At 42.6% G+C, this 26,324-nt stretch carries 25 protein-coding genes and 1 other annotated feature; of the genes, 22 read left to right on the top strand and 3 right to left on the bottom strand.

Annotation, left to right across the window (positions count from 1 at the left end; genetic code table 11):
* The first annotated feature begins 311 nt into the window (after nucleotides 1-311).
* The 17 genes from AC0VX7_RS17030 (at nucleotide 312) to AC0VX7_RS16950 (ending at nucleotide 18,946) form a co-directional block, all read left to right on the top strand.
* Nucleotides 312-2,495 carry an HD family phosphohydrolase gene (locus AC0VX7_RS17030; protein ID WP_475425151.1) on the top strand — a complete coding sequence of 728 codons (2,184 nt, stop codon included), beginning with the start codon at nucleotides 312-314 and terminating at the stop codon, nucleotides 2,493-2,495.
* Nucleotides 2,492-2,962, top strand: a complete 471-nt coding sequence (ybeY, locus tag AC0VX7_RS17025) for an rRNA maturation RNase YbeY (RefSeq protein ID WP_475425150.1) — start codon at nucleotides 2,492-2,494, stop codon at nucleotides 2,960-2,962. The genes AC0VX7_RS17030 and ybeY overlap by 4 nt, the downstream gene beginning before the upstream one ends.
* Entirely contained in the window at nucleotides 2,946-3,332 is a 387-nt protein-coding gene (locus tag AC0VX7_RS17020) for a diacylglycerol kinase family protein (protein WP_475428188.1), read from the top strand. Before ybeY ends, AC0VX7_RS17020 begins: the two co-directional genes overlap by 17 nt.
* 292 nt (nucleotides 3,333-3,624) lie before the next feature.
* The gene (gene era / locus AC0VX7_RS17015; protein ID WP_215036468.1) at nucleotides 3,625-4,554 is read left to right on the top strand and encodes a GTPase Era; all 930 of its coding nucleotides are present in this window, start codon (nucleotides 3,625-3,627) and stop codon (nucleotides 4,552-4,554) included.
* A 170-nt stretch (nucleotides 4,555-4,724) separates the two neighbouring features.
* Nucleotides 4,725-4,868, top strand: coding sequence for a YqzL family protein (locus tag AC0VX7_RS17010; protein WP_475425149.1), 144 nt, complete (start codon nucleotides 4,725-4,727; stop codon nucleotides 4,866-4,868).
* A 31-nt stretch (nucleotides 4,869-4,899) separates the two neighbouring features.
* Nucleotides 4,900-5,652: a DNA repair protein RecO gene (gene recO / locus AC0VX7_RS17005; protein WP_475425148.1), complete on the top strand. Its 753-nt coding sequence runs from the start codon at nucleotides 4,900-4,902 to the stop codon at nucleotides 5,650-5,652.
* Nucleotides 5,653-5,760: 108 nt separating this feature from the next.
* Nucleotides 5,761-5,932: a binding site (T-box leader), on the top strand.
* Nucleotides 5,933-6,058: 126 nt separating this feature from the next.
* Nucleotides 6,059-6,949, top strand: coding sequence for a glycine--tRNA ligase subunit alpha (glyQ, locus tag AC0VX7_RS17000; RefSeq protein WP_475425147.1), 891 nt, complete (start codon nucleotides 6,059-6,061; stop codon nucleotides 6,947-6,949).
* Nucleotides 6,942-9,017: a glycine--tRNA ligase subunit beta gene (gene glyS, locus AC0VX7_RS16995; protein ID WP_475425146.1), complete on the top strand. Its 2,076-nt coding sequence runs from the start codon at nucleotides 6,942-6,944 to the stop codon at nucleotides 9,015-9,017. Before glyQ ends, glyS begins: the two co-directional genes overlap by 8 nt.
* Before the next feature lie 350 nt (nucleotides 9,018-9,367).
* Entirely contained in the window at nucleotides 9,368-9,997 is a 630-nt protein-coding gene (gene ccpN / locus AC0VX7_RS16990) for a transcriptional regulator CcpN (RefSeq protein WP_102263626.1), read from the top strand.
* Between the two features lie 30 nt (nucleotides 9,998-10,027).
* Nucleotides 10,028-10,846: a pyruvate, water dikinase regulatory protein gene (locus AC0VX7_RS16985; protein WP_215036463.1), complete on the top strand. Its 819-nt coding sequence runs from the start codon at nucleotides 10,028-10,030 to the stop codon at nucleotides 10,844-10,846.
* 274 nt (nucleotides 10,847-11,120) lie between these two features.
* Complete coding sequence (locus tag AC0VX7_RS16980; protein WP_102263624.1) at nucleotides 11,121-11,591, top strand: YaiI/YqxD family protein; 471 nt, start codon at nucleotides 11,121-11,123, stop codon at nucleotides 11,589-11,591.
* Between the two features lie 15 nt (nucleotides 11,592-11,606).
* The gene (gene dnaG / locus AC0VX7_RS16975) at nucleotides 11,607-13,415 is read left to right on the top strand and encodes a DNA primase (RefSeq protein ID WP_475425145.1); all 1,809 of its coding nucleotides are present in this window, start codon (nucleotides 11,607-11,609) and stop codon (nucleotides 13,413-13,415) included.
* Nucleotides 13,416-13,458: 43 nt separating this feature from the next.
* A complete protein-coding gene (gene rpoD, locus AC0VX7_RS16970) occupies nucleotides 13,459-14,589 on the top strand; it encodes an RNA polymerase sigma factor RpoD (RefSeq protein ID WP_041966882.1) in 1,131 nt (376 codons plus the stop codon).
* Between the two features lie 740 nt (nucleotides 14,590-15,329).
* Nucleotides 15,330-16,469: an acyl-CoA dehydrogenase family protein gene (locus AC0VX7_RS16965; RefSeq protein WP_475425144.1), complete on the top strand. Its 1,140-nt coding sequence runs from the start codon at nucleotides 15,330-15,332 to the stop codon at nucleotides 16,467-16,469.
* 182 nt (nucleotides 16,470-16,651) lie between these two features.
* The gene (cccA, locus tag AC0VX7_RS16960) at nucleotides 16,652-17,014 is read left to right on the top strand and encodes a cytochrome c550 (protein ID WP_475428187.1); all 363 of its coding nucleotides are present in this window, start codon (nucleotides 16,652-16,654) and stop codon (nucleotides 17,012-17,014) included.
* A 109-nt stretch (nucleotides 17,015-17,123) separates the two neighbouring features.
* Nucleotides 17,124-17,834, top strand: a complete 711-nt coding sequence (locus tag AC0VX7_RS16955) for a tRNA (adenine(22)-N(1))-methyltransferase (protein WP_475425143.1) — start codon at nucleotides 17,124-17,126, stop codon at nucleotides 17,832-17,834.
* On the top strand, nucleotides 17,831-18,946 hold the full coding sequence (locus tag AC0VX7_RS16950; RefSeq protein ID WP_475425142.1) for a Nif3-like dinuclear metal center hexameric protein: 1,116 nt from the start codon (nucleotides 17,831-17,833) through the stop codon (nucleotides 18,944-18,946). Before AC0VX7_RS16955 ends, AC0VX7_RS16950 begins: the two co-directional genes overlap by 4 nt.
* A gap of 258 nt (nucleotides 18,947-19,204) precedes the next feature.
* On the opposite strand, the gene AC0VX7_RS16945 is transcribed toward AC0VX7_RS16950, so the two are convergent.
* Both AC0VX7_RS16945 and vrrA read right to left on the bottom strand, forming a co-directional pair.
* Complete coding sequence (locus AC0VX7_RS16945) at nucleotides 19,205-20,158, bottom strand: 4-hydroxy-3-methylbut-2-enyl diphosphate reductase (protein ID WP_475425141.1); 954 nt, start codon at nucleotides 20,156-20,158, stop codon at nucleotides 19,205-19,207.
* 108 nt (nucleotides 20,159-20,266) lie between these two features.
* On the bottom strand, nucleotides 20,267-20,899 hold the full coding sequence (gene vrrA, locus AC0VX7_RS16940) for a VrrA/YqfQ family protein (protein ID WP_475425140.1): 633 nt from the start codon (nucleotides 20,897-20,899) through the stop codon (nucleotides 20,267-20,269).
* 245 nt (nucleotides 20,900-21,144) lie between these two features.
* Between vrrA and AC0VX7_RS16935 the strand changes: the two genes are divergently transcribed.
* Both AC0VX7_RS16935 and AC0VX7_RS16930 read left to right on the top strand, forming a co-directional pair.
* Nucleotides 21,145-22,458, top strand: a complete 1,314-nt coding sequence (locus AC0VX7_RS16935; protein WP_475425139.1) for a DEAD/DEAH box helicase — start codon at nucleotides 21,145-21,147, stop codon at nucleotides 22,456-22,458.
* Between the two features lie 31 nt (nucleotides 22,459-22,489).
* Nucleotides 22,490-23,380 carry a deoxyribonuclease IV gene (locus AC0VX7_RS16930; protein ID WP_475425138.1) on the top strand — a complete coding sequence of 297 codons (891 nt, stop codon included), beginning with the start codon at nucleotides 22,490-22,492 and terminating at the stop codon, nucleotides 23,378-23,380.
* Between the two features lie 433 nt (nucleotides 23,381-23,813).
* Here AC0VX7_RS16930 and AC0VX7_RS16925 read toward each other — a convergent pair whose 3' ends face one another.
* Nucleotides 23,814-24,068: a DUF2624 domain-containing protein gene (locus tag AC0VX7_RS16925; protein WP_215036455.1), complete on the bottom strand. Its 255-nt coding sequence runs from the start codon at nucleotides 24,066-24,068 to the stop codon at nucleotides 23,814-23,816.
* A gap of 155 nt (nucleotides 24,069-24,223) precedes the next feature.
* Here AC0VX7_RS16925 and AC0VX7_RS16920 point away from each other — a divergent pair, with 155 nt between their 5' ends.
* The 3 genes from AC0VX7_RS16920 to zur are packed head-to-tail and all read left to right on the top strand — an operon-like array spanning nucleotide 24,224 to nucleotide 26,276.
* On the top strand, nucleotides 24,224-25,015 hold the full coding sequence (locus AC0VX7_RS16920; RefSeq protein WP_475425137.1) for a metal ABC transporter ATP-binding protein: 792 nt from the start codon (nucleotides 24,224-24,226) through the stop codon (nucleotides 25,013-25,015).
* Entirely contained in the window at nucleotides 25,008-25,850 is an 843-nt protein-coding gene (locus AC0VX7_RS16915; RefSeq protein ID WP_475425136.1) for a metal ABC transporter permease, read from the top strand. The genes AC0VX7_RS16920 and AC0VX7_RS16915 overlap by 8 nt, the downstream gene beginning before the upstream one ends.
* Before the next feature lie 12 nt (nucleotides 25,851-25,862).
* Nucleotides 25,863-26,276 (top strand): zinc uptake transcriptional repressor Zur, encoded by a 414-nt coding sequence (gene zur / locus AC0VX7_RS16910; protein WP_475425135.1) that lies wholly within the window; start codon nucleotides 25,863-25,865, stop codon nucleotides 26,274-26,276.
* Nucleotides 26,277-26,324: the final 48 nt, after the last annotated feature.

The following is a 26,324-nucleotide window of genomic DNA, read 5'->3' as shown; positions in this document are numbered from 1 at the left end:
ATGTCAAGGCGCTTGCGCTTTTCACTTTATAAGAGTATAAATTTTTGAAATTAGATCAATGTTTAGCTCCAGCGCCTAGCCAGTTTTTCATCTCCGAGAATGCTTCCTCGAGTATCTTGCGAAAAGCGTGTGCTTTGAGCAGCTCGAGACGTTTCGGTCCGCCCAATGAAGTCAAAGAGCGACTTCACTGGTCGGCACTCTGAGGCACACGATGTGCCAGACCCGCCAGCCACACGATGTGGCGTAATAGGCGGGCAACGCTTGTCGGGGCTGGTCAAGGCGCTTGCGCTTTTCAAATAGGAGGGTTGTAAATGGATAAGCTGCAGGTCCAATTAACTGCCATTTTGAACTTGTTGAATATAAAAATCTTTCGGATTTTATTATTTTTGCTGATTGGTGTCGTGATGTATTCTGCGATGTACAGTAATGTAAAGCCTGAAAAGCTTAATTTGGAGTTATTCTCTGTGGCAGAGCGAACCATTCGGTCGCCTATTACTATTGAGGATAAAGAAAGCACAGAAGCAAACCGCAGGAAAGCGGTCGAGCAAGTCAACGATGTATACAGAGTCAAGAGTGAATATGCACAGAACAGGGTTGATTTAGTCACTTCTATATTCGGTTCAGTTTCAGAAGTCAATGCGGAAGTGCAGGAAGAGATCGACCAGAAGAAAAAAACAGCAGAAGAGGCAGACGTGGAAGATGCACCCGCCCCTGAAGAGCCTACAATTGAGGAAAAGCTGGCACAGTTAAAAACGAAATTGACTGATAATGAAACGAAAAGTCTTTCTGACGAAGTATTCATTACTTTACTTCAAGCTCCGAAGGAAGAGCTGCTGGTTGCTAAAGACCTCACGGTTACAGCTATCAACAATACCATGAAACGAAGTGTTCCTGCAGATGAAGTAGAGAATGCAAAACTGAATGTAGAGGAAGAATTAAAGTATACAAGTTTAAGCAGCAGTTTAAAGAAAGCAGTCATTGAAATCGGCCGTTATGCAGTCGTTCAGAATGAATTCTATGACCCAGAAGCTACTGAAGACTTGCGCCAAAAGGCTATGGACAGTGTTGAACCTGTAAGGATTCTTGAGGGGCAAATTCTGGTCGATGAGGGTCAGTTGATCAGTAGGGACGTCTATAAAAAACTCCAGCTGGTCGGACTGTTAGAAAGTGAAAATTCCTTTAAACCTTTTATCGGGCTGGCTATGCTTGTGGCGCTAATACTATTTGCGCTGTTTGTCATATTCAATGAAATGGAAAACGCCGATAAAAAGCAGAAGAACCTTTTGATATTCAGCATCATCTTTATTACCTCCATATTGTTGATGAAGATGGTCAGTCTTTTTGACGAATTCGAATACTCGGAAATCGGCTATATCTTCCCTGCAGCAATGGGAGCGATGTTGATTAAGATTTTGATCAATGAAAGATTGGCATTGTTTCAAATGGCAATTCTGGCGGTTAGCGGAACAATCATTTTTAATGAAGGTATAACCGGGACATTGAATGTCACCATAGGGATTTATATTTTAATCAGCGGTCTGGCGGCAATTTTATTTTTACAGAAACAAAATCGACGTTCTAAGATTTTACAGGCTGGCCTGAGTGTGTCGGTCGTAAATCTGATTGTTATCCTTTCGATTCTGTTTTTAAGGAACAGCCAATATTCCGGACTTGAATACGGTTTTTATTTTATCGCAGCGTTCGTGTCAGGGATCGTTTCAGCAGTCTTGACGATCGGTTTGCTGCCATTTTTTGAAGCAGGGTTTGGCATCCTTTCAACTTTAAGGCTAATCGAGCTATCCAATCCAAACCACCCGCTATTAAGGAAGATCCTTACGGAAGCTCCTGGAACTTACCATCATAGTGTCATGGTGGCTAATTTATCAGAAGCGGCATGTGAGGCGATAGGGGCTAACGGGCTTCTTGCCAGGGTTGGGTGCTATTACCATGACATCGGAAAGACAAAACGTCCGCAATTCTTTATTGAAAATCAGATTAACATGGATAATCCGCACGATAAATTGCCGGCGTTGACAAGTAAAAATATCATTATCGCCCATGCAACTGACGGAGCGGAGATGCTCCGCAAGCATCGGATGCCAAAAGAAATCATTGATATTGCAGAACAGCACCATGGAACTACGTTGCTAAAATTCTTTTATCATAAAGCTAAGCAAAGCGGGCATGAGGTTAAAGAGGAAGATTTCCGCTATCCTGGACCGAAGCCGCAAACGAAAGAGTCTGCGGTCATTGGGATTGCGGATAGTGTTGAAGCTGCTGTGCGTTCGATGGCACATCCAACCCATGAACAAATTGAAAATTTGGTACACAATATAATTGGGGATCGACTTCAGGATGGCCAGCTAAGTGAGTGTGATATTACGCTGAAAGAGTTGGATACCGTCGCTGATACACTTTGTGAAACTTTAAAGGGAATCTTCCATTCAAGAATAGAATATCCAGAAATGAATAAGCAGAAGGTGAAGCAGGCATGAGTATAGAAATCGATTTTTTGGATGAAATAAATGAACTAAAACAGGAAGAAATAAATGAAATAGAAAAACTGTTGAACTATACGGCAGAGAAAGAAAATGTCCACGAGGGGAGCGAACTATCCGTTACCTTCGTGTCGAATGAAAGGATCCAGGAGATAAACCGTGAATATCGTGACAAGGATCGTCCAACAGACGTCATTTCTTTCGCACTGGAGGAGATGGGCGAAGGGGAGCTTGAAATAGTCGGGGATGGCATACCGAGGGTTCTTGGCGATATCATCATTTCCATTCCTAAAGCAAGGGAGCAGGCTGAAGAATATAACCATTCCTTCATGCGGGAACTTGGTTTCCTTGCTGTACACGGTCTCCTGCATTTATTAGGCTATGACCATATGAATGAACAGGATGAAAAACAGATGTTTGACAGACAAAAAGAAATTCTGGATGGTTATGGGCTTGGACGCTGATAAACAGAGGAAGCATCCATTGGCTTCCTCATTCAAATTTGGTTTCGAGGGAATTGCGGCAGCGGCAGCAAAGGAACGAAATGTGCAAATCCACCTGGCTATCTCCGTTATCGTCATTTTATCAGGGTTTATTTTTTCGATTAATAAGTACGAATGGATTGCAATTATCCTATCCATTGGCGGAATGGTCTCAATGGAAATGATAAATACGGCAATCGAAAGAACGGTTGATCTGTACACGAAAGATTACCACCCGCTTGCAAAACAGGCAAAAGATATCGCGGCCGGTGCCGTCCTGGTGTTTGCGATAGCCAGTGTCATAATTGGATTAATCATTTTTCTGCCAAGAATATTTGCATGGTTTAGTTAGTTGTCCATACAGGGCAACTTTTTTTTGGAATCGAACCATCAGGTTTGTCTGTTTTTTCATCCATGATAAGTGAGGTAAGGGAGCGTTTTATCAGCAAGAAGGTCTTACAAAAATGGCGATTATGTTTGAACCAATTTGAAAACAGGGGAAAACTTAAGTAAAATATCATCACAGTGTAAAAACAGTGCTTGTATGTTTTTAGAAAATTTAAAATTTTATATTTCATTTTTGCTACAAACGGTGAAATCACACTGAAAATAAGTTAAAATAAAGTGGAGAAGGGAAATACAGTATGAACTTTAATAATCAAGGCAATAACAACGAATCTCACAAATCTGGCTTCATCTCAATTATTGGAAGGCCTAATGTAGGAAAGTCAACCTTTCTTAACAGGGTAATCGGGCAAAAGATTGCGATTATGAGTGATAAGCCGCAAACGACCCGGAATAAGGTTCAGGGTGTCCTGACACTTGATGATTCACAGCTAATTTTCATAGACACTCCAGGGATCCATAAACCAAAGCACCGTCTTGGCGATTTCATGATGAAGGTTGCACAGAATACTTTAAAAGAAGTCGATCTGGTATTGTTTATGGTCAATGCTCAGGAAGGATATGGACGCGGGGAAGAATTTATCATTGAGAAACTTCAAAATGTAAAAACACCGGTTTTCCTTGTCATCAATAAAATTGACCTGATCCACCCAGATGCGTTGCTAAAACTAATTGAGTCCTACAATGAAAAGTTCAATTTCGCTGAAATTGTGCCGATATCTGCTCTTGAAGGAAACAATATCGAAAAGCTTTTGGAGCAAATCAAGGAGAAAATGCCGGAAGGGCCACAGTTTTATCCCGCTGACCAGGTAACGGACCATCCAGAACGTTTTATTGTTTCCGAACTGATCAGAGAAAAAGCGCTGCATCTGACGAGGGAAGAAATTCCACATTCACTTGCTGTTGTAATTGAAAAAATGGAACGCCAGCCTGAAAAAGAAATGGTGCATGTCATGGCTACAATCATTGTCGAGAGGGATTCGCAAAAGGGCATCATCATCGGCAAGCAGGGCGGTATGTTGAAGGAAATTGGCAAGAGGGCCCGTCATGATATCGAGAATCTGCTCGGTACAAAAGTGTTTCTGGAATTATGGGTGAAGGTTCAGAAGGATTGGAGAAACAAAGCCACACAGCTTCGTGATTTTGGTTTCAGGGAAGATGAGTATTAAGCCTGTTTGGCAAATGCTCCCTCATTAACATATTAATGGGTTGCAAATATTATTCATCAATAGGATTAACAATTTTTATGTAACATGAAAATCTGATTGACAGGCTATGATAATCATAAGGATTTGGGATAAATAAATTGCTAGTGAAAAATTGAAAGGTGGGGTTTTCGATGTTGGATTTTACCTGGAAGGTGTTCTCTCAGACAGGTAACATTGACACATATCTTCTCTTTAAGGAATTAGAGAAAGACGATCAAGAAATACCCGGTTATCAGGCGGAAGAACTAGCAGAAATTGATTTTCCAATCTCATAGGTTTGTCTGTAGTAATGGATGGTGACAGAAGATGCTGCAGAAATGCGAAGGCATTGTCATTAGAACGACGAATTATGGCGAAAACAACAAAATTGTTACCTTATATACCAGGGAATTCGGAAAAGTTGGTGTGATGGCAAGAGGTGCTAAAAAGCCTAATAGCAGGCTTGCTGCTGTCACCCAGCTTTTTACTTATGGACAGTTCCTTTTCCAGGCAAGTTCTGGGCTCGGCGGTCTTCAGCAGGGGGATATGATTTCTTCGATGAGGTCGATTCGGGAGGATATCTTCCTTACAGCCCATGCCAGTTATATTGTTGATTTGACTGATAAAGTGACAGAGGACAAGAAGTCCAACCCTTTTTTGTTCGAATTGCTTCTCCAGACGCTACAATTTATGAATGAAGGCTACGATATGGAGATCCTCACTTTTATTTATGAAATGAAAATGCTGAATGTCCAGGGACTGTACCCAGTTTTGGACAAGTGTGCAAATTGCGGCAGTACAGAGGGTGATTTCAACTTTTCGATCAGAGAGGGCGGTCTGCTCTGCCATCGATGCTTCGGAATGGATCCATACAGGATCAAAACCTCGCCAGGCACAGTCAGGCTGCTTCGATTATTTTATTTACTCGACCTAAGCCGTCTTGGCAATATTTCAGTGAAGCCAGAGACAAAGCTTGAGCTGAAAAAAGTGATTTCCGCTTATTATGAGGAGTACTCAGGATTGTATTTAAAAACAAGGAAATTTCTTGATCAAATGGATTCATTCAGGGACCAACTGTAACTATTGACATTGCTTCTTCTTTTCGCTATTATCAAAATCAAAAGCTTGTAGCTTTCAACCCATATGCGGAAAGCATTCGCATCGCTGAAAAGGTTGATGAAAATTACATATGTTGCGGTGAAGGAGAAGAGTACTTAAATCCCTCTGTATAAGCGAGTCCGGGAATGGTGTGAGCCGGATTGCAGAAATTAAGGAAGGCGTTCCGGAGCGACATCACTTTTAAAGAGGCTGCTATTTGCAGCAAATAGGGTGGAACCGCGGGTAAACTCTCGTCCCTATGCATGAAAAGATGCATAGGGGGCGGGAGTTTTTTATTTTAAGTTTAATGATATGCGAATCTGCAATATAGGCAAAACTCAAGAAAAGCACTAGTAACAATCGATTTAAAATTTTCGGAGGTGTAAAAATGAATATCCAAAACATGATTTTAACATTGCAAAAACACTGGTCTGAACAAGGATGCGTTCTCATGCAGGCTTATGACACCGAAAAAGGTGCAGGAACAATGAGTCCATATACGTTTTTACGGGCGATTGGCCCTGAACCGTGGAATGTCGCTTATGTTGAGCCATCACGCCGCCCGGCTGACGGACGCTATGGAGAAAATCCAAACAGGCTTTATCAACACCATCAATTCCAGGTAATCATGAAGCCTTCTCGTGACAATATTCAGGAACTCTATCTGGATTCTTTAAAAGCATTAGGAATTGACCCACTTGAGCACGACATTCGCTTCGTAGAGGACAACTGGGAGAATCCATCCCTTGGCTGCGCAGGACTAGGGTGGGAAGTCTGGCTGGATGGCATGGAAATCACGCAATTCACCTATTTCCAACAGGTAGGCGGACTCGACTGTAAACCCGTTTCCGTTGAAATTACATACGGAATCGAACGACTGGCGTCCTATATTCAGGATAAAGAAAATGTCTTTGATCTTGAATGGACAAACGGTTTTACCGTGAGGGACATTTTTGGGCAGCCAGAATATGAGCATTCAAAGTATACTTTCGAAACATCTGACAAAGACATGCTTTTCAACCTTTTCAATATTTATGAAAAAGAAGCAAATCGACAGATGGAAGAAGGGCTTGTCCACCCTGCATATGACTTTGTCCTGAAGTGTTCTCACACTTTTAACATTCTCGATGCACGAGGAGCTATTTCCGTAACCGAACGGACAGGATATATTGCCCGTATCCGTAATCTTGCCAAGAAAGTAGCGAAAACGTTTTACGAAGAAAGAGAAAAGTTAGGCTTCCCAATCATTAAACGGAAGGAGCAGGTGGAAAATGACTAAACGTAATTTATTGCTTGAAATCGGTTTGGAAGAAATGCCTGCAAGATTTATTACTGATTCCATTAACCAGCTGGCTTCCAAGGTGGAGAATTGGCTAAAAACAAATAATATTGTTTTCGAAGATATCAAGCTTTATTCCACACCGCGCAGGCTTGCGTTGCTAGTCCTGAATGTTGATGAGCGTCAGGAAGACAGCGAGGAAGAAGCGAAAGGTCCTGCCAAAAAAATCGCTCTTGCTGAGGACGGAGAATGGTCCAAAGCAGCGATCGGCTTTACACGCGGCCAGGGGCTGACTGTGGAGGATATTTATTTTAAAGAAATCAACGGCGTTGAATATGCTCACGTAAAGAAATTCATCAAAGGCAAGGAAACCATTGAGCTGCTTGTTGAATTGAAAGCAATCCTTTCCGGGTTGACATTCCCGAAAAACATGCGCTGGGCCGACCTTGATCTTCGCTATGTCCGACCAATCAAATGGCTTGTTGCGATGTTCGGAAATGATATCATTCCATTTGAGATTGCTGGTGTCCAAACTGGCAACATAACAAGAGGCCATCGATTCCTTGGAGAGGGTGAAATCCAGTTAACCGATCCTCAGGAATATGAAGAAGCATTGTTGGGGCATTACGTTGTGGCTGATGCGCAAAAGCGAAAGAACGCAATTACTTCTCAGCTTGAAAAAATCGAGGAAGAGAACGGCTGGGTAATTCCGGTGGATGAAGATTTGCTGGAAGAAGTCAATAACCTGGTTGAATATCCAACTGCGTTATATGGCCGTTTCGAAGAAGAGTTTCTGGAAATTCCCAGCGAAGTCCTGATTACTTCCATGAAGGAGCACCAAAGGTATTTTCCTGTAAAATCCAGGAGCGGAGACTTGTTGCCTCATTTCATCACAGTAAGGAACGGTGACCATCTCCATATTGAAAAGGTTGCCCGCGGAAACGAAAAAGTTTTAAGAGCGCGACTGGCGGATGCGGCATTTTTCTATAAGGAAGACCAGAGAATGCAGATAGATACAGCATTGGAAAAATTGAAGAATGTTGTATACCACGAAGAGATTGGAACAATTGCTGAAAAATCAGAACGAGTGCGCAAGCTTGTGGGCTTGGTTGCTGAAAGATTGGAATTCGCGTCTGATGTTATAAAATTTGCGGATCGGGCGGCCCAAATCAGCAAATTCGATCTAGTTTCACAGATGGTATACGAGTTCCCGGAACTACAAGGAATAATGGGAGAAAAATACGCCTTGCAAAAAGGTGAAAGCCCAGAAGTGGCAGTGGCTATCAATGAGCATTATATGCCTCGTAATGCAGACGATTCAATACCAGGATCACGCTCGGGAGCGTTGGTTGCAATTGCCGATAAACTCGATACAATTGTTGCGTTCTTCTCGCTCGGCATCATTCCTAGCGGTTCTCAGGATCCATATGCATTGAGAAGACAGGCGAGTGGAATCGTGCAGACCCTGATTGAAAAGAAATGGAACATCTCACTTGAAAATCTAGTCGGACTTTCACTTAACCTTGTATCAGAAGCAGGAATTACAAAGCGCACTGACGAAGAAGTTTACCATGACCTTATCCAATTCTTTAAATTGAGAGTCAAGCACTTGTTACAGGAACGTGGAATCCGTTACGATTTAATTGATGCTGTACTTGGAGGAGAGATCGGTGTTGTATCCGGACTGATTGAAAAAGCAGAAGCGCTCCAGGCTGCCAGCAGCGATGAGGGCTTTAAAGAAAGCATGGAAGCATTGAGCCGGGTACTTAATATCGCTAGCAAGAAAGACGTGCAGGGCGATATCGATCCAGAACGATTCGAAAACGAGTATGAACAAAGGTTGTTTGAAAAGTATCTTGAACTCGGAAAGAAGGCCGAGGACGGCATGGATGCCGCTTCATATTATCAGCTTTTGGTTGACATTAAACCTGAAATCAATGATTATTTTGAGCATACAATGGTCATGTCTGATAAACAGGATGTCCGTGAAAACCGCCTAAATCAGATGGCTGCACTGGCAGCTTTGATCATGAAGCTTGCGAAAGTAAATGATATCGTCGTAAAGTAAGCACCATTAGCATGAAATGTTTGATTTGAGTGCCTTCCTCCACAGGAAGGCACTTCAGCAAGTAAGGTAAGCCAGTGCAAATGCTGCACGCATAAATCTTCATGAAATGTTAATAAGTATAGAATATTTATTCCTATTTATTACCTCGTGTAGTATATAATAAATTTATTAGTTTTTTTACATAAAGGCTGTTTATACAGTCAGTCTAATGGGCTTCCATGGATCAGTACAAACAAACCATGAGCAATAAGTTCCCAATACTAAAACGGATAAATGGATAAATGGATAAATAGCTTATACTTAATATCCAATGCGAGAACAGTTTTTTTAAAAAAATCTCCCGATGGGTGGTGAGGACAATCGAACTGAATAAACGCCAGGAGCATATTCTGCAAATCGTAAAAGATAACGGACCGATCACTGGAGAGCATATTGCTGAAAAATTAAATCTGACAAGGGCTACTCTCAGGCCTGACCTTGCCATCCTGACGATGTCGGGCTATTTGGATGCCAGACCTCGTGTAGGTTATTTCTACACAGGTAAATCTGGGAATCAGCTGCTTTCTGAGAATCTTAAAAAAATCCTCGTCAGGGATTATCAATCCATTCCTGTAGTTGTTCCTGAAAATGTATCTGTCTACGATGCCATCGTTACGATGTTCCTTGAAGATGTAGGCACTTTATTTGTGGTCGATAAAGCATCAAGGCTAGTAGGTGTCCTTTCTCGCAAAGATTTATTGAGAGCAAGCATTGGAAAGCAAGAGCTGACTACTTTGCCAGTTAATATCATCATGACAAGGATGCCAAATATAACCGTGTGCCGCCGGGATGACCTGCTCATTGATGCTGCCAAGGAATTAATTGAAAAGCAGATTGATGCCCTTCCAATCATCAAAGATGCAGATGATGGGTACGAGTTAGTAGGAAGATTGACCAAGACAAACATTACAAAGGCTTTTGTAGCCTTGGCAGAGGAATAAGAAGCAAATAGAGAAGGGGTTGGTTAAAAGATGAATAAAACACCTATTATTTATGTGGTTTCTGACTCTGTCGGCGAGACAGCAGAGCTCGTTACGAAGGCTGCCATCAGCCAATTCGAACATTTGGATGTTTCACTTAAAAGGTTTCCTTACGTAGAGGATAAAGTACATATTGATGAAGTCATTTCACTTGCTAAGCATGATGGCGGGATGATCGCCTACACATTGGTCAAGCCAGATATAAGCAACTATCTTCAAGAGTGTGCCACCAAAGAGGGGATCTATGCCTGTGACATCATCGGGCCGCTCATGCAGCAGGTTCAACAACTAAGTGGTGAAACACCATTATACGAACCTGGCCTTGTCCGTAAATTGGACGAAGATTACTTCAAAAAAGTTGAAGCAATTGAATTCGCAGTAAAATATGATGATGGCCGTGATCCAAGGGGGATACTTAAAGCGGACATCGTCCTGGTGGGTGTCTCGAGAACATCCAAGACACCATTATCACAATACCTCGCCCACAAGCGATATAAAGTTGCGAATGTACCGCTAGTGCCTGAAGTCGACCCACCAGAAGAATTATTCCTTGTTCCCAAGGAAAAATGCTTCGGCCTCAGGATAACTCCTGATAAATTGAACCAAATACGCCGTGAGAGGTTAATTTCACTTGGATTGAACGATCAGGCGATCTATGCCAATATCGAAAGAATCAAGGAAGAGATAGAATATTTTGATGGGATTGTTGAAAAAATAGGATGTCCAGTCATCGATGTAACCAACAAAGCGGTGGAAGAAACCGCAAATGTCATTCTGAATATGGTCCGAAACAAGAAAATGGACAATTAGCACATATTTTGTATGTGCTTTTCTTTTTGACAGTTCTTTAGCTAATTAATGCAGTAGCCGAGAAAAAATAATGGAAAAATAGGCTTTCTTATACTATAATAAAAAATTGTGATAAAAATGTATCTGTTTAGGTTTAGACTGGACAGATTACGAATAAACTATTTACTATCAGTTGTCAAGATGTTGACCACGAAAAAATTCGACAAAATTCCCTTGAAAAAATACAATCCTTAAGAAGGAATATGCGGAGTGATGTAGAATTAATACTAGTAAAATCAACAGTCAGACCCTTTTTGTTGATGCAGACTCTTGCCCGGTCATTAAGGAAATTGTCGAAATTGCTTCGAAGTTTTCCATCGAAGCTGTTTTTGTGGCTTCTTATGCCCATATGAAGAATGATCTTCAAGGGCAGAACTGGGTTTTTGTCGATTCTCATAAGGAGGCTGTAGACCTTTATTTAATGAATCACGTTAAGAAAGGTGATTTTGCGGTGACGCAGGACATCGGTCTTGCATCTACCCTCATTGCGAAAGGGGTTTATGCCATCTCTCCAAGGGGAAATTTATTTGAAGAAAAGGACATTCAGACTGCCCTTGACTTAAGGTATCTTTCTGCCAGGGCTAGAAGGCAGGGATCCTATGGAAAGGGACCAAAACCCTTTACAGAAAAAGACAGGGAAAAGTTTATAAAGGAATTGAACATGCTTTTGTCGAATTTTAAGATATGTTCAAGTAATCACAACTAATTAGAGGTCATGCTTATGGCAGAGAGGATTGCCGAGGAAAAAGTAAATGAAATCCGGCAGGCGGTTGAAATAGTCGATGTCATTGGTGATTACGTCCAATTGAAAAAACAAGGCCGGAATTATTTTGGGCTTTGTCCATTTCATGGGGAAAACTCTCCATCATTTTCAGTTTCACCAGATAAGCAGATTTATCACTGCTTTGGTTGTGGTGCCGGCGGGAATGTATTTTCATTCCTGATGGATATTGATGGCCTGTCGTTTCAAGAAGCTGCAGTGAAGCTCGCGGAAAGTGCGAACATCGAACTGAAGCTGGAAGGACCGGCTTCGGGCAAAAACCCACAACTGCCTGAAGGCTCCAAGCAAATGATCGAAGCGCATGAACTATTGCGTAAATTTTATCATCATTTGCTTGTAAACACAAAAGAAGGTCAAGAGGCCCTGGAATATCTTCTTAACAGGGGATTTACACAGGAGTCCATTGACACATTCCAAATTGGCTATTCACTGCCTTCATGGGACTTTGCAGTGAAACTGCTTGAAAAGCGGGGCTTTTCGCTGGATCTCATTTCGAAAGCGGGACTTGTCATTCAGCGGGAAAACGATGGGACATACTTTGACAGGTTCAGGAACAGGATTATGTTTCCGATCCTCGACCATCAGGGAAATACGATTGCGTTTTCTGGGCGGGCACTAGGGGGCGAAGAACCCAAATATCTAAATAGTCCCGAAACGCAAATCTTCAACAAAAGTAAAATTCTATATAATTTCCACCTTGCTCGTGGCGTGATCCGTAAGCAGCAGCAAGCTGTACTTTTCGAAGGATTCGCCGATGTCATTTCGGCTAACCGGGCAGGCGTAGAAAACGGTGTCGCCACGATGGGGACATCGTTGACTGAAGAACATATCTCCTTGCTGAAAAGAAATGTGCAAGCTGTAACGATTTGCTACGACTCGGACAAAGCAGGTATTGAAGCGGCTTTCAGGGCATCTAACATGCTGTCAAAAGCGGGATTCGCTGTCAGGGTTGCAACAATGCCAGATGGCATGGATCCTGATGATTTCATAAAGGTGCATGGCGAGGAGAAATTCAGGAACGATATTATTGGCTCCAGCGCCACCTTGATGGCTTTTAAATTAATATATTATCGTCGAGGGAAAAACCTTCAGAATGAAGGAGATCGCCTTCAATATATCGAAGAAGTACTTAAAGAAATCAGCATGCTCGATAAAGCAGTAGAAAAAGACCTTTACTTGAGGCAGCTTGCGAATGAGTTTTCGCTATCCCTAGATGCATTAGCCCAACAGCTCAATCAGCTTGTTCAGGCGTCGGGCCAAAAGAGGGGGCAAAATCAACCGCGAGCGGAATCAAAACCTGTAAACTACGCCAGGAAATCAGAACTGAAACCTGCATACCACACTGCGGAAAGGCGAATGATCTTTCATATGATGAGAGACGCCGATGTCGCATATAAGGTACAGGAAATGCTTGCAGGAAGTACACTGAACATTGATGAACATCAGGCTATTATCACTTATTTATTTGCATACTATGAAAAAGAACATGAACCTGACCCAAGCGCGTTCTTAAATTATCTCCAGGATAATAAGCTAAAAAGGGTTGTTGCTGATATAGAGATGATGCCTCTTAACGAGGAGATCAGTGACCAGGAATTATCTGATTATATCAAGCAGGTCTTGAATTATCAAAAAATGTTAAAAATAAAGGAAAAAATGGCAGAACAAAAACAGGCAGAACGACAAAACGACTTCTTGCGCGCAGCGGCTATTGCAACGGAAATTATCCAATTGCGCAAGACCTTATAAAGCTTATGCTGATTGTTTTTGATTTTTGGAAGGAGGGGGACATATGGCTGAAAAGTCAGCCCGTTCTAAAGAAGTCACTGAAAATGAAGTGACAGTTGAACAAGTGAAAGACCAGTTAACGGCAATAGGAAAGAAAACAGGTGTCCTTGCCTATGATGATATCGCGGAAAGGCTATCAAGCTTCGAACTTGATTCCGATCAGATGGATGAATACTATGAGTTCCTCGGTGAACAAGGGATTGAACTCGTAGGTGAAAGCGATGAAGTTGAAGACCCTGACATCAAACAGCTTGCAAAAGACGATGAAGAATTCGACTTGAATGACTTAAGTGTCCCGCCGGGAGTAAAAATCAATGACCCGGTAAGGATGTACTTAAAAGAAATTGGCCGAGTAGACCTGCTTTCTGCAGAAGAAGAGATCAATCTGGCAGAAAGAATCGAACAAGGCGATGAAGAAGCCAAAAGACGTCTTGCCGAAGCAAACCTTCGACTCGTAGTAAGTATTGCGAAACGCTATGTAGGCCGTGGTATGTTATTCCTTGACCTGATTCAGGAAGGAAATATGGGTTTGATCAAGGCGGTTGAAAAGTTCGATTACCGCAAAGGTTTTAAATTCAGTACTTATGCTACTTGGTGGATCCGTCAGGCCATCACTCGTGCGATCGCTGACCAGGCAAGGACGATCAGGATCCCTGTCCATATGGTTGAAACCATAAATAAATTGATCCGTGTACAAAGACAGCTCCTTCAGGACTTAGGCCGCGAACCAACGCCTGAAGAGATTGGCGAAGACATGGACCTGTCACCTGAGAAAGTGCGCGAAATCCTTAAGATTGCGCAAGAGCCAGTATCCCTCGAAACTCCGATAGGGGAAGAAGATGATTCCCACCTTGGTGATTTCATTGAGGATCAGGATGCTACCTCTCCTTCTGAACATGCTGCATATGAGCTTTTGAAGGAACAACTGGAGGATGTCCTTGATACGCTTACTGACCGTGAAGAGAACGTCCTTCGACTCCGTTTCGGTCTTGATGATGGCCGCACTCGCACATTGGAAGAAGTGGGCAAAGTATTTGGCGTTACGCGCGAACGTATTCGCCAAATTGAAGCTAAGGCACTTCGCAAGCTGAGACATCCAAGTCGCAGCAAACGATTGAAAGACTTTTTAGAATAGGATTGCCAAGGAATAGTTTACTTTTTAAAATAAAAGTAAATTATTCCTTTTTTTACTTCCTTTTCGCCGACTATTAGTTCGGATAACCATTAAGACAGGATGTGCCTACATATGGATGACCATCGCAGGAAAATCATCACCAATGAGATTAAGTACTGGAAACAAAACAGGCTGTTGCCTGAGCACTATTGTGATTTCCTCTTGAACCTGTATACAGAGGGTAGCTCTGAAGCTGACTCGACTCGAAGAAATAGTCCGAGCCGCACTAAGGGAATATTAAGTTTAATTTTAATTGGATTGTTATCGCTTTCAGTTTTTTTATTTTATTTTACTGAATTGTCGCTCTTTTTGCAAACTGCCCTTATCATTTTTTTTGGAGTAATTACCCTTTCAGTAGCCTTTTTCATGTTAAAAAAATCTTTTTTTGATTTGATCCCATTACTTACTTCTGCACTTCTTTTATTAATCATATCTGTTCAGGCAGCTGAAATAATATTTCCAGGCCATCCCGTCATGCTTTACATCGTAGCGGGCCTGAACTGCTTACTGTGGATTACAGCAGGGACGAGGTGGAAGATAGTGAGCTTCAAACTATCAGGAATCATAGGGTTAATCGTCCTATCAATTACTATATTTATATAATTTTTAACAATTTAAAAGTTTTTAAATGTTGAGAAAATTGTTTATTCCCCTTTATAATGAATAATGTAAACGCATTCAATGCTTTAAGGGGGATGGAAATGAATTTTGATTTAACATCAGAACAGGCAATGATTAAAAGGACAATTAGAGAGTTTGCGGAGGAAGAAGTTGCTCCAGGAGCGATTGAAAGAGATAAAACAAAACAATTCCCGACAGAAATCTTCAAAAAACTGGGAGAACTAGGAATGCTGGGCTTGCCGTTCCCCGAGGAATATGGCGGAGCAGGAGCTGATACGGTCAGTTTTGCGATTGTCACCGAAGAATTGAGCAAGGCATGCGCCTCAACTGGGATTACATATTCTGCCCATATATCTCTTGGAGGCGCACCGATCAATCTATTTGGTACAGAGGAGCAGAAACAAAAATACCTGGCTCCAATCTGCACAGGCGAATCACTGGGGGCTTTTGGACTGACAGAACCTAATGCAGGCTCTGATGCAGGAGGTACCCAGACGACGGCAAAAGAGGTTGATGGGGAATACATCATCAACGGCAGCAAGAACTTTATCACGAATGCAAGCTATGCCAAACATCTTGCAATGACGGCGATCACTGGTAATGTGGATGGAAAAAAGGAAATCAGTGCGATTATCGTGCCAACCGATGCACGAGGGTTTTCTGTCATTGATAATTATGAAAAGATGGGATTAAATGCATCGAATACTACTCAGCTGGTGATGGAGGATGTCCATGTCCCGGTTGAAAACCTGCTTGGCAAAAAAGGGGAAGGGTTCAAGCAATTCCTTGTGACGCTGGACGGCGGCAGGATCGGCATAGGCGCAATGGCTGTAGGAGTGGCTCAGGCCGCTTATGAAAAAGCCTTGCAGTATGCCAAAGAAAGACAACAGTTCGGCAGACCAATATCACAGTTTCAGGCTATGCAGTTCAAGCTTGCTGACATGGCAATGAAGATTGAACTTGCACGCAATATGGTCTATAAGGCCGCCTGGCTGAAGGATCAAGGACGTCCATTCTCAAAGGAAGCATCAATGTGCAAGCTCTATGCCTCTGAAATTGCGATGGAAGTAGCTGATCAGGCAGTCCAGATACACGGCGGATATGGCTATATGAGGGAATATGAAGTGGAACGTTACATGAGGGATGCAAAGCTTCTGGAAATTGGTGAAGGCACATCAGAAGTCCAAAGAATGGTTATTGCAAGATTAATTGGCTGCTAACGGGGCATCCTAAATATGCTTTACAAAAAACTTCATCAAACGATGGAGTTTTTTGTCTAAATTGTGAACAAGTGTGACAAAGTTTGCTTTTTTACTTTCCCTGTAAACGTTTTTCAAGTAAAATAATATCTGTGTGAAATCATTATTTAAGATTTGATGTTGTACATAAAGGAGGGTATATGATGAATCGTAATCCAATTATCCCGTTCGTATTGATCATGGTAATGGGGATCGGCTTAATGTTCCTGCTTTCTTTCAAGGGTGTTGGGGATTCCAAGGATCTTGCTAAAGAAAAAGAGGGCGGCGAAAAGACCGAAGAAACTGCTGAAGTGAACCCAGAGGATTTTTACCAGCAATCTTGCGCAGCTTGCCACGGAAACCAGTATGAAGGTGTATCGGGTCCTTCATTGAAAGGTGTAGGCAGCAAGTACTCACAGGATGAGATCAAAGACATTTTGGTAAATGGTAAAGGAGCTATGCCTCCTGGTCTGGCTGCTGGCAAGGAAGATCAAATGGCAGAATGGATCGTTAATGAATTGAAGTAATATTGAAAGGCTCTTTGCTTTTGCAAAGAGCCTTTTTACATAATTGGACAAGGGGCATGGTGTTTTCATATACTTATAAAAGCAAAATAAGATTTAGTAGGTGACTTGTATGAATGCTGAAAAACTATCACACCGGCTTGAAGCCGTTGCAAATAATATTCCTGAAGGTGCAAGGCTGGCCGATATTGGTTCCGACCATGCCTACCTTCCTTGTAATGTTGTAAAGAAGGGTACTGTTCCAATGGCGATTGCAGGCGAGGTCGCTGAAGGACCATTCCAATCTGCCCTTGAGCAGGTTCGGGAGGAAAGTCTCATAGATAAAATATCAGTCAGGAAAGGTGATGGACTTGAAGTAATTCAACCTGGAGAGGTTGATTGCATTACCATCGCTGGTATGGGCGGTACATTGATTTCAACGATTCTAGAACAAGGGGAATCGAAACTAGTAGGGGTCAGCAGGCTTATCCTTCAGCCTAATGTTGGCAGCTTTGCGGTGCGCAGATGGCTGATAGACAATGGCTGGGAACTGATTAAAGAAGAAATTCTTGAAGAAGATCGGAAAATTTACGAAATCCTTGTTGCTGAGAAGGGCGACCCATTAAAACCATATCAGCATATCAATTTTGAAAATGGAATATTGTTTGGACCATTTTTGTTGAAGGAAAAGGCAGAGGTGTTTAAAGAAAAGTGGAATGCTGAAAAGCGAAATTGGGAGCGTATCCTAAAGCAGCTTGATGAGGCTGTGCAGAATGATGATACAGAAAGCAAGAGAAAGGAACTGAAAACGAAACTAAAGATGGCAGAGGAGGCGTTACGGTGAAAAAAGTGAACGGACATGAAGTGATTCAGCTTTTTGAACAATTTTCGCCTAAGGCATTTGCGATGGAAGGCGATAAGGTTGGCCTGCAAATAGGTGCATTGAACCAATCGGTCGAGAACATCCTGGTTGCTCTTGATGTAACTGAAGAAGTGGTGGAGGAGGCAATTGCCAAGAATGTTCAATTAATCATTGCGCATCATCCGCCGATATTCCGACCATTGAAAAAGATCGCAACTGACACTCCTGCCGGACGAATGATTGCCAGGCTGATCAAGCATGATATCGCAGTTTATGCAGCGCACACGAACCTCGATGTGGCAAAAGGAGGCGTAAATGACCTGCTGGCTGCTGCACTCGGTTTAAAGAACCCTCAAGTGCTGGTGCCAACTTTTGAGGACGAGTTGAAAAAGCTTGTCGTTTTCGTACCTGAGGAAGATGCAGAGAGACTGCGAGATGCCTTAGGCAATGCAGGGGCCGGGGCGATCGGCAATTATAGCCATTGTTCGTTCTCCGGGGCGGGGGAGGGACGTTTCCTGCCGGGGGAAAATACGGATCCTCACATCGGCGAACAAGGAAAGCTTGAAGCAGTCAGTGAAGTGCGTGTAGAAACTGTTTTCCCGCAGAGTATCGAAAAAAAGGTCATCCAGGCTATGATCAAGGCCCATCCTTATGAGGAGGTCGCCTATGATATATATCGACTTGAAAATACCGGAGAACAACTTGGACTTGGAAGAATCGGGCAAGTCGAAGAGACGACCCTGTCTGAATATGCCAAAGTAGTAAAGGAAGCTTTGGGAGTCGATAAAGTCCGTGTCGTCGGAGACTTAAACGCGAAGGTGAAAAAAGTAGCTGTCCTTGGCGGTGACGGGAATAAGTATTACTCGCAGGCCAAATTCCGTGGAGCAGATGTTTACGTTACCGGGGATATCTACTATCACACAGCACACGACGCGCTGATGGCAGGATTGAATATGATTGATCCAGGACATAATGTCGAGAAGGTCATGAAAAAAGGAGTCGCCACGGTGATGGAAGGACTATGTAATGAAAAAGGGTACGATGTAAAGTTCATTCCATCCGAAATAGGGACAGATCCGTTCACCTTTATTTAAAGAAACCGAGTGTGATATAAGTTTATTAGAAGAAAACAAGAAAGCAGCCTGAATTAAATTTCAGGCTGCTTTCTTGTTATTGTATGGAAAATTATAAAAGTAATTTTATGTGGAGAACTCCATTTGGGTATCTTAATCCAGCTCCAGCGCCTAGCCCCTCGAGACGCTTCGGTCCTGCCAATGAAGTCAAAGAACGACTTCACTGTCAGGCCCTCCAGCGCTTGTCGGGGCTGAACAAGGCGCTTGCGCTTTTTGTTCTTATACGTTTGCCTCAGTCTTCTTAACCTTAGGCAGGATTTTATGAAGAGGTACTTTTTTCTCTTTTGCCCATGTTTCTTCGTTTTCCTTGTCAAACTGTTCGAGGAAGTTAATGACCTCTTTTGTGATTGGTGTCGGAGTCGATGCTCCAGATGTGACTGCGACTGTGTCAGCATCTTTTATCCATTCGATATCAAGCTCGGTAATATCGGCAATTCGATATGCTTTTGTTCCGGCTATTTCCTCGGATACCTGTGCTAGACGATTTGAGTTATTGCTTTTAGGGTCGCCAACCACAATGAGCACATCTGCTTCCTTAGCCTGCTCGGCGACAGCCTCCTGGCGGACTTGTGTAGCCATGCAAATTTCTCTATGAACTTCCGCGTGAGGGTATTTTTCTTTTACGTTCTTCATGATGTCGGCAACGTCCCACTGGCTCATCGTTGTCTGGTTGGTTACGATTAATTTTTCAGCTTGCAGATTCAAAGCCTCTACATCCGCTGCCGTTTCAACTAGATGAACAATCCCTGGTGCGACACCTACTGCTCCCTCAGGTTCGGGATGCCCTTTTTTGCCGATGTAAATAACCTCAAAACCTTCGTTTTCTTTTTCCTTGATCAGGTTATGAGTGTTTGTCACATCCGGACATGTCGCGTCAATCGAGACAAGTCCCTTTTCCTTGGCAAGCTCCCTGACTTCTGGTGAAATTCCGTGTGCAGTGAAAATAACTGTTCCGCCTTCAACTTTTTCAAGGATATCCTTGCGGTTGTTTCCATCCAATGTAATGATGCCTTCTTCTTCAAATGCATCAGTGACATGCTTATTATGGACAATCATCCCAAGTATATATATTGGACGCGGCAGGCTTTTATCCAAAGCAGCATTGCGTGCAATGACCATGGCATCGACAACACCATAGCAATAACCGCGTGGTGATATTTTAATTACATTCATTGAGTCATCCTCCTCAGAGTACCTCTGATTCTTTCTTTTATTATATAAGACTTGCAGAAAGAATACAAAAGCGACTTTCCAGAAGGAATGAATTAACTGTTATCGAAATTATATGAACAATTTTGGAGAAGTAGCTGCGTTATTGCGTTGCTTTTTGACTGGCTTTTTTTGTGTTGGGGAACTTGAACCAGATTTTCTGTTTTTATTTGGTTTCTTCTTTTTCTCGATTGTTTCGTTCGTATCATTCTTTTCTTGTTCTACTGTGGGTTCATCAGCATCCGGAAGGTCCTTCAATCCTCTGTACAGTTTCCACATTGAAGGGAGATTACGGACTAGAGGACCGTATTGCTGGATCATCGGTCCGAATTGCTGTGCGGTGTTAAGAACTTTTTGCGTGTTGGAGAGAAATCCATTTAACGCAGATGGATCAGCGAGCGTTTTCAGGATTCCTCCGCCTGAGGCTCCACGCGCCGGCCCGCTTCCTCCTGCTAATAAACCTGAGATACCATTTCCCTGTCCGCTACTGCCTTTTCCAAGGATTTTTGATAACAATCCTCCACCCTGTCTTGATTGTTGATTTCTCCCCATCATCCTTGGCATTTGGCCATGTGGCATTCTGGGTCCAGGACCGAATGGGTTTGAATACATTTGGCGATGTCCCATGCCGGGACCTCCCATCATGCCAGGACCATAAAACCGGTTCTGCATCCCGCGTGAGTTCATACGGGGTCCTTGTAGCATCGTGACCCCTCCTTTCCCAATATTTCATCTCCTACTAGAGTATGCATATCATCAGGATTGGTTTAAGAAAAAAGTATGTTTGCGAAACAGGTTTGTTTTTTTATAAGGAAAGGTTAAGATAGTACTGATTGGAGATTTTCTGCAATCTTTATTATAATTACAGGATGAACCTGAAGAGATCAGCTTACGGAACGAGCTGTAATCCCCGATTATCCAGGGAACAGGGCGAAAGAAGGAGATTTTCAATGAGTGAAACAAAATTTAATCGTTATGAATTGAAACCGTTCATTATAGATGCGATCAATAAACTAGGGTTTTATGAGCCGACTGAAATCCAGGAACGTCTTATTCCTACAATCCTGAAGGGTGAGAGTGCCATCGGGCAATCACAGACCGGTACAGGAAAGACGCATGCCTATGTACTGCCAATTATGGATAAGCTTGATTCATCACGCAATGAGGTGCAGGCAGTAATTGCTGCACCGACACGTGAGCTTGCCAATCAAATTTACCATGAAGTTCTTAAAATTGCTGAACACGCACCGCATGGAGAGCAGATCACAGCTCGTTGCTATATTGGCGGGACGGACAAGCAAAGAACGATTGAGAAGCTGAAGACACAGCCGCAAATCGTTATTGGCACTCCAGGTAGGATTAATGACCTGGTCAAGGAAAACGCGCTATTTGTGCATACAGCGAACATGCTCGTGATCGATGAGGCAGACTTAATGCTGGATATGGGATTCATCGAGGACATTGATCAGTTTGCTTCCCGTATGCCAGAAAAGCTTCAAATGCTTGTATTTTCAGCGACAATTCCTGAAAAATTAAAACCATTCTTGAAAAAGTACATGGAAAACCCAAAATATGTACAAATCGATCCTAAACAGGCTACGGCAGAAAAAATAGAACATATCCTTTTACCGGCAAGGCACCGCGATAAAATCGGGCTTGTTCATTCGGCTCTTGTTGCATTCAACCCATATTTGGGAATTGTATTTGCTAACACGAAGAAGAAAGTTGACGAAATAGCCGATGGTTTAATCCAAAAAGGACTGAAGGTTGGCCGTATTCATGGAGACCTGAGTCCACGCGAACGTAAGCGTGTCATGAAGCAAATCAAAGATCTTGAGTTCCAGTATCTTGTAGCTACTGACCTGGCTGCAAGAGGAATTGATATTCAGGGGATCAGCCATGTCATCAACTATGAGCTGCCTACCGATCTCGATTTTTATATTCACAGGGTAGGAAGGACGGCACGTGCTGGTTCTTCAGGTATTGCCTTGACGGTTTATGAGCAGCGTGATGAAGATGCACTGGTCCGTCTTGAAAAGATGGGCATCACTTTTAAAAACATTGATCTGAAAAAAGGTGAATTCACCGAAATCGAAGAGCGGAACAGACGCCAGAACAGAAAGAAAAAAGAAACTACTGGCGAGGCGAAGGCAAAGTCGCTCGTTTCCAAGCCTAAGAAGGTAAAACCAGGATACAAGAAAAAGATGCAGTGGGAAATGGACAAAATAAAAAAACGTGAAAATCGTTTGAATAAGAAAAAATAATCAAATTGTAAATGTTTAGGGAGAGATCAAGATGTTAATTGGATCACATGTTTCCATGAGCGGAAAAAAAATGCTGCTTTCTGCTAGTGAGGAAGCTGTCTCATATGGTGCAAATACTTTTATGATCTATACGGGGGCACCTCAGAATACAAGAAGGAAAAAAATCGAGGACCTGAATATTGAAGCAGGACGACTGCATATGGAGCAGAACGGTATCAATGAAATCGTCGTCCATGCTCCTTATATCATCAATATCGGGAACACGCAAAATCCTGATACCTTTGATTTAGGGGTAAGGTTTTTACGGAGTGAAATTGATAGGACTGAAGCAATTGGGTCCAGACAAATCGTGCTGCATCCGGGTGCACATGTAGGAGCAGGGACAGAAAAAGGGATTGAAAAAATCATTGAAGGCCTGAACGAGGTTCTAAGCAGCGAAGATAAAGTCCAAATCGCTCTTGAAACGATGGCTGGAAAAGGGTCGGAGTGCGGAAAATCCTTCGAAGAACTCGCAATGATCATCGATGGCGTAACCCATAACGACAAGCTTTCCATCTGCTTCGATACTTGCCATACTCATGATGCAGGATACCCAATCGTTGAAGATTTTGATGGTGTGCTGAATGAATTCGATAAGATCATCGGTCTTGATAGACTGAAGGTACTTCACATCAATGACAGCAAAAATGAGGTCGGGATGAGGAAAGACCGTCATGAAAATATAGGATTTGGACATATCGGCTTTGACGCATTAAGCTACATTGTCCACCACCCGCAATTGACACATGTTCCTAAAATTCTTGAAACACCATTTGTCGGTGAGGACAAGAACAATAAAAAGGCGCCTTACAAACATGAAATCGAAATGCTGAAAAGCAAACAATTCGAAGAGAATTTGCTTGATATCATTAGGAATAGCTAAATTAAATCACAAAGCAAAAGCTGTGGAACATTCCACAGCTTTTTTTTGCGATAAAAATAGGTGAACGGTTATGAGTGGCCCCCAGGGAATGATAGTTACAGACATGACGGACAGAAATGGCTGGGAACGAGGAAAAAGTGTCCGTCATAAGAGCGATGACGGACAGAAATAGCCGGGAAAGAGGAGAAAGTGTCCGTCATAAGGGTCATGTCGGACAGAAATGGCCGGAAACGAGGAAAAAGTGTCCGTCATAGGGGTCATGACGGACAGAAATGGTGGGGAACAAAGGAAAAGTGTCCGTCATAGGGGGCATGACGGACAGAAATGGCCGGGAAAAAGAAAAAAGTGTCCGTCATAAGAGCGATGACGGACAGAACTGGCTAGGAAAAAGAAAAAAGTGTCCGTCATAGAAAGCATGACGAACACAGACTTATTATTTAGTGAATTTAACAAATAACTTATTAACTTCTTTTGCTGTTTCAGGGCTGGTGATTCTGGCGATTTGCTTGACCAGTGCCGTTCTCTCTGAATCAATAAAGATGTTTACTTTTTTACCGCGTAAGTATCCGGCGATTTTCTCTGCCTGCCCCTTTGTAATGGAAATGTTAAATTGAGAGGCGTATTTCAGCAGTTCATCAGCCGTGATGTTGCCTACCTTATGGTTAATGATGTTTTCGAAAATAGCCAAAAGATCATCACTCCTTCATAGTAGGGTATGTGCCCAGTTCTGGATTCGTGACAATTTTCTTGGATTGTGAGTTCTTTTATTTACATTATCGTCAGTAAGAGATATACTACTAAAAGTAAATCGGAATGATTCTTATTTTGCGGCGGGTGATAAAAATGGACACGAATGATTACATCGTCCAGGTACAGGATCTTTATTATCGATATGATAAAGAAAATGTTCTTGAGAATATAAATCTGTCTATCCAGAAGGGTAGCTTTTTAGCAATTGTCGGCCCGAACGGTTCCGGCAAGTCAACATTGCTTAAGCTTATGCTTGGACTGATCAAGCCGCAACAAGGCTTAATCCGTATGTTTGGACAAGATATTAACAAGTTTAAGGAACAGCATAAAATTGGCTTTGTATCCCAAAAGGCAAACTCTTTCAACACAGGCTTCCCTGCTACCGTTTTTGAAGTAGTGGCAAGTGGACTGACGAAGAAGCTCGGACTTTTCAATTTTTTGAAGAAGACTGACCATTTAAAAATAAAGCAAGCGATCGAGTCAGTCGGGATGGGGAAGTTCCTCGACCGGAATATAGGTGAACTATCCGGCGGACAGCAGCAGAGGGTATTCATCGCGAGGGCGCTGGTCAGTGAGCCTGAATTGCTGATTTTGGATGAACCAACGGTAGGTGTAGACGTTCAAAACGTCAATTCCTTTTATGGGATGCTCGAAACACTCAATAAGGAGAAAGGCATCACGTTGCTATTGGTTACTCATGATATAGGTACTATTTCGGAAAAAGTCACAAATGTGGCCTGCTTGAACAAAAACATGCATTTCCATGGAAGTGCCGAGGAATTCGAACAACTGAAGATAAACGATGTGTCGGAGATTTATGGTCATGATGTCCATGTATTGACACACGATCATCACCATCACGGAGGAGGGCACCTTCATGATTAGCGGACTGTTGCAATATGAATTTTTGCAGAATGCTTTTTTGACCGGTATGATCATTGGCGTGATCGCTCCGCTTCTCGGTGTTTTTATCGTAGTCAGAAGACTTTCACTTATAGCTGATGCCCTCAGCCATGTTACATTGGCGGGAATTGCCGCTAGCCTGCTGCTTGAGAAAAAGTTTATGATTTTCAGCGGCCTGAATCCACTTTACATGGGAATGGCTTTCTCAGTTGGCGGCTCATTGTTCATCGAAAAGCTGCGTACTGTTTATAAACATTACCAGGAATTGGCCATCCCGATTATCCTTTCTGGCGGAATAGGCCTCGGGGTCATTTTCATTTCGCTTGCTGATGGATTCAATACAGATTTGTTCAGTTATTTATTTGGCAGCGTGAGTGCGGTGAGCAGGGCTGACCTATGGACGATCCTGATCATCAGCATACTGGTAATAGTGCTCGTTGTATTATTGTATAAAGAACTTTTCCTTTTATCATTTGACGAAGAATATGCTAGAGCAACTGGTATTGCCGCAAAGACACTTCACTTTATTTTCATCATTATGGTGGCACTAGTGATTGCAGCATCGATGAGAATTGTCGGTATCCTGCTGGTCTCATCTTTGATGACCCTGCCAGTTGCAGCAAGCATCCGTTTCGCAAAAGGTTTCAAGCAAACCATCTTCTTTTCAATTCTGTTCGGTGAGGTATCAGTATTGGGCGGTTTGTTCCTGTCCTACTATCTGGACCTTGCTCCAGGCGGAACGATTGTGATGATTGCAGTGCTCATCCTTGTGCTGGCCATTTGGCTAAAAAAACGCTCAGCAACAAGATCCATCTAACGGGGTGAAATAATGAATGTGAATGAAGCAATGAACCTGTTGAAAGAACAGGGCTATAAGCATACTGAAAAAAGGGAAGATATGCTCCAGCTGTTTTCCGATAATGACAAGTATTTGACTGCTCGCGATGTACTTGAACAGATGAAGGGTAATTATCCTGGCTTGAGCTTCGATACCATCTATCGGAACTTAAGTGTTTTTGCCGATCTAGGTATTCTCGAGATGACAGAGTTATCAGGTGAAAAACATTTCCGATTCACCTGCTCACATAAAGAGCACCATCATCACTTCATTTGCCTTGACTGTGGCAAAACGAAGGAAATTGAGACCTGTCCAATGAGGAATATTGAAGCAAGCTTCAAAGGCTATGATATTTCCGGGCATAAGTTCGAAATATACGGTCGCTGCCCTGACTGTGTTCATTAAATCAAAAATATAAAAAAATACCGCTAAACAGAAAAAACGGCCATGCAA

Source organism: Mesobacillus sp. QJM3NY_10 (genome assembly GCF_056173465.1).
The sequence above is the reverse complement of the archived record's forward strand: the minus strand, read 5'-3'. Positions and strand labels throughout refer to the sequence as shown.